Source organism: Marinobacter sp. G11, assembly GCF_021282325.1.
Taxonomy (GTDB): Bacteria; Pseudomonadota; Gammaproteobacteria; order Pseudomonadales; family Oleiphilaceae; genus Marinobacter; species Marinobacter vinifirmus.
Genome location: NZ_JAJSPB010000048.1, coordinates 1 through 10,473 on the forward strand (window position 1 = coordinate 1; position 10,473 = coordinate 10,473).

The following is a 10,473-nucleotide window of genomic DNA, read 5'->3' on the forward strand; positions in this document are numbered from 1 at the left end:
GATTCCGATTAGGGTAACGTTCATCTGAACACCTCTTGTTGTTGACCTATTGATTTCGCACATCTAATAGTGGCGCTTTGACGCCGATCTCAACAAGAGGTGTTCATCCCATCATCCCTGTGCGCTTCTCTCCGGCCATCCATGGCCTCCGACATTTTTGGGAAGGGGCCCCAAACACCGCCAGCCGGACATCGCAGTAATAGTCCGTTGAACGGCGGGCGCACTGGGGCTTCACGTATGCATTCAGTTTGTAACTGAGACTGCGTTGATATTACCGCAGGGTGCAGTGGGCGGACGATTGCACAGAGCCGGAAGGCCTTGGCGGGAGGCTCCTCCCAAAAATTTGCGGAGCCATGGATGGCGGAGCAGAAGCGCCACATGGATGTGCCGCAAGGAGCGGTTTTTGGGAGGAGCCTCCCGCCAAGGCACTCCCGAAAACATTGCAGGCTGCGAACAAAGCCGCCCACCACCGAAACAAACAGGCTAGGGCCGAAACTAAGACCAAAATGCCAAACTAAGACCCCATGCGCCGAAACAATCTCTCAAACTGGGCGATGTTTTGCTGGATGTAGTCTATGAACGCCTGCATGGCCGGAGTCGGGTGCCGGGCCTGGGGGTAGACCACGCACCAACTGCGACGCAGGGGGAAGCCGGTGATGTTTAGGGCCTGCAGGGAACCCAGGGCCAGTTCTGAAAGCACGCTGAGCTTCGGCACCACCGCCACACCCAGACCGGCCAGGACTGCGTGCTTCACAGCATCGTTGGAACCCAGTTCCATGGTTGGCTCCATCTTCAGGCGGTGTTGCTGGCAGTAGACCTCCAGCGCCAGGCGGCTGCCGGAGCCGGTTTCCCGGGTTAGCAGCTGGCTGTTGAGGAAGTCCTGAGGTGCTACAACCTCCTGCTCCAGCGGATGGCCGGCCGGAACGATGGGGATAAGTTCGTTGTCGAGAAACGGCAGCGAGGTCAGTGGCCGGTCGGGCGGCACCATGCCCATGATCACCAGGTCGTCGCTGTTGTCGTTCAGACGTTGCAGTGCGGTGGCACGGTTGACCACGGCCACCGAGACGTTGACCTGCGAGTTCAGCTGGAGGAACGAGCGCAGCAGGTAGGGCACCACGTATTGCGCAGTGCTGACAGCCACCAGTTTCAGATCTCCCGCTACCCTGCCCTCCAGCGCCGCCAGGCGGTTCTGCATGTCGGCCAGTTCGTGGAACACCGAGCGCACGCAGGCGGCCATCTCCTCTCCCGCCGCGGTGCAATACAGCTTGCGACCCACGTACTCGAACATGGGCATCCCCAGAGCCTGCTCAAGGTGGCGTACCTGGCTGCTGACGGCGGGCTGGGTCAGGCCCAGCAGGTCGCCGGCTTTGCTGTAGCTTTTCAGGTCGTAGACCGCTTTGAACACTTGCAGCTGCCGGAAGGTCAGGCGGTTGGCGAGTTTCTGGATACTCAGGGGCATGGGCGTTCCCGAATCAGCCTGTTCATAAGATATTAGTTATACATAAGCGAAATAATATCAATTTTTCGTGATCCGTCATCCCCGTTACTCTTTTCCCACCTTCATTCGGGACGACGAGACGAGGAATCGCCCATGTTGAAGCCCACGCTTAAAAAAGTTCTGATCGCCAACCGTGGCGAGATTGCGGTGCGTATTGTCCGCGCCTGCGCCGAGATGGGCATCCGCTCGGTGGCGATTTATACCGAGCCGGATCGCTACGGCCTGCACGTGAAGCGCGCCGACGAAGCCTATTCACTGGGAGAAGACCCGCTGGCCGGCTATCTGGACCCGGCGCGGATTGTGAACCTGGCGCTGGAGACCGGCTGCGACGCCATTCATCCCGGCTACGGTTTTCTGTCGGAGAATGCCCGCTTTGCCCAGCTGTGCGAGCAGCACGGAGTTACCTTTATCGGCCCCAGGTCGGACGTTATCCACAAGATGGGCGACAAAACCCAGGCCCGGGACAGTATGCGGGCGGCCGGTGTGCCCATCACCCCGGGTTCCGAGGGCAACCTGGCGGACCTGGATCACGCCCTGAAGCTGGCTAACGAGATCGGCTACCCGGTGATGCTGAAAGCCACCTCCGGTGGCGGCGGCCGGGGCATTCGCCGGTGTGATTCTCCCGAAGAGCTGAAAACCCAGTACCCGCGGGTAATTTCCGAGGCCACCAAGGCTTTCGGTTCGGCCGAGGTGTTCATGGAAAAATGCATTGTGAACCCGCGCCATATCGAGGTGCAGGTGCTGGCTGACAGCCACGGCAATGCGATTCACCTGTTCGAGCGGGACTGCTCCATCCAGCGCCGTAACCAGAAGCTGATCGAGATTGCCCCCAGCCCCCAGCTTACGCCGGAGCAACGTCAGTACATTGGTGGCCTGGCAGTGAAAGCGGCCAGGGCGGTGGGTTACGAGAATGCCGGCACGGTGGAGTTTCTGCTCACCGGCAACGAAGTCTACTTCATGGAGATGAACACCCGGGTGCAGGTGGAGCACACCATTACCGAAGCCATCACCGGGGTGGATATTGTTCGGGAGCAGCTGCGCATCGCCGCCGGCGAACCTCTGAGCTACCGGCAGGAAGACATTTCCTACCGGGGCTATGCCCTGCAGTTCCGGATCAATGCGGAAGACCCGAAGAACGACTTCCTGCCCAGCTTCGGGCGCATCACTCATTATTACGCACCGGGCGGCCCCGGCGTTCGGGTGGATACGGCCATCTATACCGGCTATGAAATTCCGCCCTACTACGACTCCATGTGCCTGAAGCTGGTGGTCTGGGCCCTGACCTGGGACGAGGTCATTGCCCGGGGCAAGCGGGCGCTGGATGACATGCGCCTGCACGGCATTACCACCACCGCGAACTATTACCAGCAGATTCTGGATCACCCGGATTTCCGGGCCGGTGTGTTTGATACCAGCTTTGTGCCGAGCCACCCGGAGCTGCTGAACTATTCCGCCAAACGTCACCCCAGTGAAATTGCCCTGGCCATTGCCGCCACGATCGCAGCCCATGCCGGCTGGTAATCCGCAGGAGGATTGAACATGAGTAACGCCAAGAAAATTGCCAAACGAATTGAAGTATCCGACGTTATCCTTCGTGACGCGCACCAGTCCCTGATTGCTACCCGCATGCGCACCGAAGACATGCTACCGATCTGCGACAAGCTCGACCAGGTGGGCTACTGGTCGCTGGAAGTCTGGGGCGGCGCCACCTTTGATGCCTGCGTGCGCTTTTTGAAAGAAGACCCCTGGGAGCGCCTGCGCCAGCTGCGCCAGGCCCTGCCGAACACGCGCCTGCAAATGCTGCTGCGGGGCCAGAACCTGCTGGGTTACCGGCATTACGCCGATGATGTGGTGGAAGCCTTTGTACAGAAAGCCGCCGACAACGGCATTGATGTGTTCCGGGTGTTCGATGCCCTGAACGATCTGCGTAACCTGGAAACCGCCATGAAAGCGGTGAAGAAAGCCGGCAAGCATGCCCAGGGCACCATCTGCTACACCACCAGCCCGGTGCATACTCCCGAGCTGTTTGTTCAGCAGGCCCAGGAACTCAAAGCCATGGGTGCAGATTCCATCGCCATCAAGGATATGGCGGGTCTGCTGACCCCCTATGCCACCTTTGAGCTGGTGAACGCCATCAAATCCGCCGTCGACCTGCCGCTGGTGATTCACAGCCATGCCACCGCAGGCCTGGCAGCCATGTGCCAGTTGAAAGCCATCGAAGCCGGTGCCGACCGGATTGATACCGCCATTTCCTCTTTTGCCAACGGCACCAGCCATCCGGCCACCGAATCCCAGGTGGCCGCCCTGAAAGGCACCGAATACGACACCGGGCTGGACCTGGAACTGCTGAGCGAAATTGCCGATTACTTCCGGGAAGTGCGCAAGAAGTACCATCAGTTCGAAAGCGAATTCACCCGGGAAGACGTGTCAGTACAGATCAACCAGGTGCCGGGCGGCATGATGTCCAACCTCGCCAACCAGTTGAAGGAGCAGAACGCCCTGGACAAAATCCGGGACGTGTTCAGCGAGATTCCGCGAGTGCGGGCGGACCTGGGCTACCCTCCACTGGTAACCCCCACGTCCCAGATTGTCGGAACCCAGGCGGTGTACAACGTTCTGGCCGGACAGCGTTACAAGACCATCACCAACGAGGTAAAGCGCTACCTGCAAGGCGGCTACGGCCATCCGCCGGCTGAGGTGAATGCCGACATCCAGAAGAAAGCCATCGGCAATGAAAGCGTAAACGAAGGCCGGCCGGCAGACCTGCTGAGCCCGGAGCTGAACAAATTGCGAGAAGACATTGGTAGTCTGGCCACCTGCGAGGAGGATGTGCTCACATACGCCATGTTCCCGGACCTCGGCCGGGAGTTCCTGCAGCAGCGAAAAGATGGCACCCTCAAGCCGGAAGAACTGCTGCCGGCCGAGCACAAGGGCCGTGACCGAATGGGCACTGCCGTGGCGACCGAGTTCCGCATTGACGTGCACGGGGAAACCTACGAAGTCGCCGTTACCGGCGTGGGCGCATCCGGCCCCGGCAAGCGCAAGCTGTACCTGTCGCTGGACGGCATGCCCCAGGAAGTGGTGTTCGAGTCGCTGAACGAATACGAGGCCTCAGCCGGCGGTAGCGGCCGCAAGCAGGCCACGGATCCGGGCCATGTCACCACCACCATGCCCGGCAATGTGGTGGATGTACTGGTCAAGGAAGGCGATACTGTCGCCGCTGGCCAGGCGGTGATGATCACCGAAGCCATGAAAATGGAAACCGAAATTCACACCAGCGTGGACGGCACCGTGCAGGCGGTTTACGTCACCAAGGGCGACCGGGTTACTCCGGGCGAAGTATTGATCGAGATTGCCTGACCGGCAGGAGGAAACACTATGGACCACATTGTTCGCGGCGTACTGGATTTTCGCAAGAACGTTTACCCGGAACACAAAGACCTGTTTGGCGCCCTGGCCGACAGTCAGAACCCGGATGTTCTGTTCTTCACCTGTTCCGATTCACGCATCGACCCGAACATGGTGACCGGCTCCAACCCCGGTGACCTGTTCATCTGCCGTAATGCCGGCAACGTGATCCCGCCCCACAGCAACGAGACCGGAGGCATGACCGCTTCCATCGAATATGCTGTGGCGGTGCTCGGCGTTCGCCACATTATTGTTTGCGGCCATACCGACTGCGGTGCCATCAAAGGTGCGCTGGATATCCCGGCCCTGAAAGGCCTGCCCCACGTAAAGGAATGGCTGGGCCACTGCCGCTCCGCCATGGAGATTGTGCGGGAGCGCCACGGCATTGATGGTGACACGCCGCTGGATCCGAAGTACCTGAACGAAGCCATTGAGGAAAATGTGCTGCAGCAGGTTCAGCACCTGCGCACGCACCCTGTGGTGGCGGCCAAGCTGGCTACCGGCAAGATCGAGATTCACGGCTGGGTTTACGATATCAAGTCCGGCAACATTCGTTGCTGCGGGCGGGATAGCATCGAGTTCAAGAATTTCGATGACTATTATGCGGAGACAATTGCTCGGGTTGCTGAGGCCTGACGTCTTTGTGTGGGGTTTGGGCGGGGTGGGGATACCTTCCCCACCCTTTCAGACCTTGGCCTCACACGCCAAGACCCCGCCTCTTATTCCGATCAGGCCAGTACGGCCCAGAGGTCGTGCTCGTCGGCGTGCTCCACTACGGCCCGGACAATCTGGCCTGGCTGCAGGTCGGTCTCGCCATTGAGGTAGACCATGCCGTCGATTTCAGGGGCGTCGGCCTTGGAGCGGCCGATGGCGCCTTCTTCGTCAACTTCATCAATCAGCACATCAATGGTCTTGCCAATTTTGGCCTGCAGGCGTGCGGCTGAGATTTCAGCTTGTTTGGCCATAAAGCGCGCCAGGCGCTCTTCCTTCACTTCTTCCGGCACGGCACCTTCCAGCTCGTTGGCTTTCGCGCCCTCTACCGGGCTGTAGGTAAAGGCGCCCACGCGGTCGAGCTGGGCTTCGTCGAGCCAATCGAGCAGGTACTGGAAGTCTTCTTCGGTTTCGCCGGGGAAGCCGACAATAAAGGTGGAACGAATGGTCAGTTCCGGGCAGATCTCCCGCCACTTCTTGATGCGCTCCAGGGTTTTGCTGTCGTGGGCCGGGCGCTTCATGGCCTTGAGCACGTTCGGGCTGGCGTGCTGGAAAGGGATATCCAGGTACGGCAGGATCTTGCCTTCGGCCATCAGCGGGATGATGTCGTCCACGTGGGGGTACGGATATACGTAGTGCAGGCGAACCCACACGCCCATATCACCCAGCGCTTCACACAGGGACTGCATCTTGGTTTTCAGGGGCCGGCCCTGCCAGAATCCGGTGCGGTATTTGATATCCACGCCGTAGGCGGAGGTGTCCTGGGAGATCACCAGCAGTTCCTTCACGCCGGCATCCACCAGGCGCTTGGCTTCGTCCATGACATCACCAATGGGACGGCTGACCAGTTTGCCGCGCATGTCCGGGATGATGCAGAAGGTGCAGCTGTGGTTGCAGCCTTCGGAAATCTTCAGGTAGGCATAGTGGCGCGGGGTCAGCTTTACGCCCTGGGGCGGCACCAGGTCCACAAAGGGGTCATGGTCTTTATTCGGGGGTACAAACTGGTGCACCGCGCCTACCACTTCTTCATAAGCCTGGGGGCCGGATACCGCCAGTACGCCCGGGTGGGTTTCACGGATTTTGTCTGCTTCCACGCCCATGCAACCGGTTACGATGACCTTGCCGTTCTCGCTGATGGCCTCGCCGATGGCGTCCAGGGATTCCTGCTTGGCGGCATCGATAAAGCCGCAGGTGTTTACCACCACGATGTCGGCGTCGTTGTAGGTTGGCACTACGTCGTACCCGTCCAGGCGCAGCTGGGTAAGAATGCGCTCGGAATCAACCAGTGCCTTCGGGCAACCCAGGCTGATAAAGCCGACTTTTCCGCCCTTGGCGGTGTTTTCTGTTTTCTCGGTCATAACGGTTCTGCAGGAATCCCGGAGCAAAGCTCCTGATGAATGTAGGCGGCGATTTTACCTCAGCAGAATTGCAACTGCAGCACTATCCGGCTACCGGTCGTGGGTGGATAATACGGATCACCGCAGGCCATTCTGTGAACCATGGTTCAGATTTAATTCATAAATTTGCAATAATATGCTTCAATACCCTTGCTGGTCATAATTTGAACAACTACACTCTCTCAGCAATCAAACACCTGTTCGGAAGCCATCTATGGGAAAGGCAACACATCTGGAAACTGCATTCGCCAGAAGGGTTCGGGTCAAGCCCATCGCTGCAAGGCACAACCTGCGCAACCAGCAACGGGTGGAAGTGTCTGCCGACATTTTGATTGAACGAGCGGATGGCAGCCGCCTTGACGGCAAAATTGCCAACCTTTCCCGCTCCGGCGTGATGATTTCCTGCTCACAGGACACTGCCCGGAAACTGCTGCCCGGCCTTATCCCGCCGGCTCCCGGCCAGTCGCTGGAAGTAACCACCCGTTTCAGCGTGCCGGTATTACCCACCCAACCGGTTGCCGTGGTAGCCGACGGCAATATCGTGCACATGCGCCGCGTTGCCAGGGACGAGTTTCACCTGGGCATCCGTTTCTGCGAATTTGAAGGCAACGGCTTTGATTATGTAGACCGTTACGTGGCCAAGCTGCTGGCACGAAACTGACCGGCGTACCCGCCGGACTGCCCGCGAGTCGCTATATTTTTAGAACCCAAAGTTCTTGTTGCCCATCTTCTTATTCCATATTGTCCTCTGATATAGTCGGTTTTCTGAGTTAAAGCCCTTACTGGCCTTTGCGGCAACGGAAAACCATGACCACATACAACCTCACCCATCTCAAGCAGCTGGAAGCGGAAAGCATCCACATCATCCGGGAAGTGGCGGCCGAGTTCGACAACCCGGTTATGCTGTACTCCATCGGCAAGGATTCCGCCGTAATGCTGCACCTGGCGCTCAAAGCCTTCTACCCGGGCAAGCCCCCCTTCCCCCTGATGCACGTAGACACCACCTGGAAATTCCGGGAGATGATCGAATTCCGTGACAAGCAGGTGAGCCGCTACGGGCTCGATCTGATCGTGCACACCAACGAAGAAGGTGTGAAGCAAGGCATAGGACCATTCACCCACGGCAGCGCCAAGCACACCGACATAATGAAAACCCAGGCCCTGAAACAGGCTCTGAACAAGTACCAGTTTGATGCCGCCTTCGGTGGCGCGCGCCGGGATGAAGAGAAATCCCGGGCCAAGGAGCGGGTGTATTCGTTCCGGGATGAACACCACCGCTGGGATCCAAAAAACCAGCGCCCGGAGCTTTGGAATATCTACAACGGCAAGGTCAACAAGGGAGAAAGCATTCGCGTGTTCCCGCTGTCGAACTGGACCGAGCTGGATATCTGGCAATACATCTACCTGGAAAACATCGACATAGTGCCCCTGTATTTCGCCGCCGAGCGCCCGGTGGTGGAGCGCGACGGCTCCCTGATTATGGTGGACGACGACCGCATGCCACTGAAAGAAGGCGAAAAGCCGATGCTCAAGTCGGTGCGGTTCCGGACCCTGGGCTGCTACCCCCTGACCGGCGCCATTGAATCCGGGGCCAACACACTGCCGGAAATTATCCAGGAAATGCTGCTGGCCACCAGCTCCGAACGGCAAGGCCGGGTAATCGACCACGATTCCGCCGGCTCCATGGAACAGAAAAAGCGGGAAGGGTACTTCTGAGATGTCACACCAGTCTGAACTGATCGCCGACGATATTCTGGCGTACCTGAAACAGCACGAGAACAAAGAGCTGCTGCGCCTGCTCACCTGCGGCAGCGTAGATGACGGCAAAAGCACCCTGATTGGCCGCCTGCTGCACGACACCAAGATGATCTATGAAGATCACATGGCCAGTCTGAAAACCGATAGCGCCAAAATGGGCACCACCGGTGAAAAGCTGGACTTGGCCCTGCTGGTCGACGGCCTGCAGGCCGAGCGTGAACAGGGCATCACCATTGACGTGGCCTACCGCTACTTCAGCACCGACAAGCGCAAATTCATCATCGCCGACACCCCGGGCCACGAGCAATACACCCGCAACATGGCTACCGGCGCCTCCACCGCGCAACTGGCGATCCTGATGATCGACGCCCGCCACGGTGTAATGACCCAGACCCGCCGGCACTCGTTCATCGCCTCATTGCTGGGCATTCGCCACATTGTGGTGGCGGTGAACAAGATGGACCTGGTGGAGTTCAGCGAACAGCGCTTCAACGAAATCCGCGACGAGTACCTGGCCTTTGCCACCAAACTGGGCCTGAAGGACATCCGCTTCGTACCGATTTCCGCCCTGGACGGCGACAACGTGGTAAACAAGAGCGAGAACACGCCCTGGTTCACCGGCCAGCCGCTGATGGAAATCCTGGAAACCGTGGAAGTCTCCCGGGACAAAAACCTGGAACACTTCCGCTTCCCGGTGCAGTACGTCACCCGCCCCAACCTCAACTTCCGGGGTTTCTGCGGTACCGTCGCCTCCGGCGTGATCCGCCCGGGCGAAACCGTGATGGCCCTGCCCTCACGGCGCACCAGCAAAGTGAAGGAAATCGTCACCTTCGACGGCAACCTGAGCGAAGCCTATATCGACCAGGCCGTGACTCTGACCCTGGAAGACGAAATCGACATCAGCCGTGGCGACATGCTGGTGAAAGCGGACGACGAGCCGGAAGTTCACAACCGCTTTAACGCCAACATTGTCTGGATGACCGACGCGCCTCTGGAAACCGGCCGCCTCTACGACATCAAGCTGGGGCCCACGTTTACCTCCGGCACGGTGAAAAAGATTCACCACCAGACCGATGTAAACACCCTGGAGCAGAACCCGAACCCAAGCCAGCTTCAGCTCAACGAAATCGGCCTGTGCGAACTGACCCTGAACCAGCCCATCGCGTTCGACGCCTACCAGCGCAACCACGCCACCGGCAGCTTCATCGTCATCGACCGCCTGACCAACGTAACGGTCGGCGCCGGTATGATCGCCGGCCTGGCCGATGGTCTGGAATCACTGGACCCGGTTACTTCTGAGGAGCGCGAGCGCCGCCTGGCCCAGAAACCGGCCATCATCGCCTGCACCGGCAAACAGGCCCCGCAACTGGCCCTGGCCGTGGAGCGGGCTTTGTTTGACCAGGGCAAGACGGCGGTGGTGGTGTCCGAAGAAAACACCGGCGACGCCGACGAGCGCCGGCGCGTGGCTCAGCTGCTGACCGCCCATGGCCTGGTGGCTGTGGCGGTGAACCTGGGCACTGACATTGCCAATGCCAGCGTTTCTGCTGATTCGGAGACCGATATTCAAGCTGCGGTTGCCGGGCTCTTGCCGGAACTGGCTCGGAGTCAGCGGGTTTAAGCTCTTGATTCCCCATCCTTGGCGGGCGGGCTGCCGGGGTGGGGGAGATTTTTAGGGGGTTCTGTAATCCAACTGTTTGTGGG

Annotated in this window: 8 protein-coding genes; 6 read left to right on the plus strand and 2 right to left on the minus strand. The window is 59.3% G+C overall.

All coding sequences use genetic code 11. The features are described from left to right. Positions 1-514: 514 nt before the first annotated feature. Positions 515-1,459, minus strand: a complete 945-nt coding sequence (locus LWH94_RS18105; RefSeq protein WP_232903162.1) for a LysR family transcriptional regulator — start codon at positions 1,457-1,459, stop codon at positions 515-517. Between the two features lie 132 nt (positions 1,460-1,591). On the opposite strand from LWH94_RS18105, the gene LWH94_RS18110 reads away from it, so the two are divergent. From LWH94_RS18110 to LWH94_RS18120, 3 genes are read left to right on the plus strand one after another with little or no spacing between them, the layout of a single operon-like run. Next, positions 1,592-3,019 carry an acetyl-CoA carboxylase biotin carboxylase subunit gene (locus LWH94_RS18110; protein ID WP_232903163.1) on the plus strand — a complete coding sequence of 476 codons (1,428 nt, stop codon included), beginning with the start codon at positions 1,592-1,594 and terminating at the stop codon, positions 3,017-3,019. 36 nt (positions 3,020-3,055) lie between these two features. Continuing rightward, positions 3,056-4,858, plus strand: a complete 1,803-nt coding sequence (gene oadA / locus LWH94_RS18115; protein WP_232903168.1) for a sodium-extruding oxaloacetate decarboxylase subunit alpha — start codon at positions 3,056-3,058, stop codon at positions 4,856-4,858. Between the two features lie 18 nt (positions 4,859-4,876). After that, positions 4,877-5,542, plus strand: a complete 666-nt coding sequence (locus LWH94_RS18120; RefSeq protein WP_058341316.1) for a carbonic anhydrase — start codon at positions 4,877-4,879, stop codon at positions 5,540-5,542. 92 nt (positions 5,543-5,634) lie between these two features. Here the strand turns inward: LWH94_RS18120 and rimO are convergent, their stop codons facing one another. Continuing rightward, complete coding sequence (gene rimO / locus LWH94_RS18125; RefSeq protein WP_232903164.1) at positions 5,635-6,975, minus strand: 30S ribosomal protein S12 methylthiotransferase RimO; 1,341 nt, start codon at positions 6,973-6,975, stop codon at positions 5,635-5,637. 253 nt (positions 6,976-7,228) lie between these two features. Between rimO and LWH94_RS18130 the strand changes: the two genes are divergently transcribed. The 3 genes from LWH94_RS18130 to cysN all read left to right on the plus strand — a co-directional run bounded on the left by LWH94_RS18130 (position 7,229) and on the right by cysN (position 10,390). Beyond that, positions 7,229-7,675 (plus strand): PilZ domain-containing protein, encoded by a 447-nt coding sequence (locus tag LWH94_RS18130; protein WP_232903165.1) that lies wholly within the window; start codon positions 7,229-7,231, stop codon positions 7,673-7,675. Positions 7,676-7,821: 146 nt separating this feature from the next. Then, the gene (gene cysD, locus LWH94_RS18135; protein WP_232903166.1) at positions 7,822-8,730 is read left to right on the plus strand and encodes a sulfate adenylyltransferase subunit CysD; all 909 of its coding nucleotides are present in this window, start codon (positions 7,822-7,824) and stop codon (positions 8,728-8,730) included. Between the two features lies 1 nt (position 8,731). Next, on the plus strand, positions 8,732-10,390 hold the full coding sequence (gene cysN / locus LWH94_RS18140) for a sulfate adenylyltransferase subunit CysN (RefSeq protein WP_232903167.1): 1,659 nt from the start codon (positions 8,732-8,734) through the stop codon (positions 10,388-10,390). The last annotated feature ends 83 nt before the right edge of the window (positions 10,391-10,473 follow it).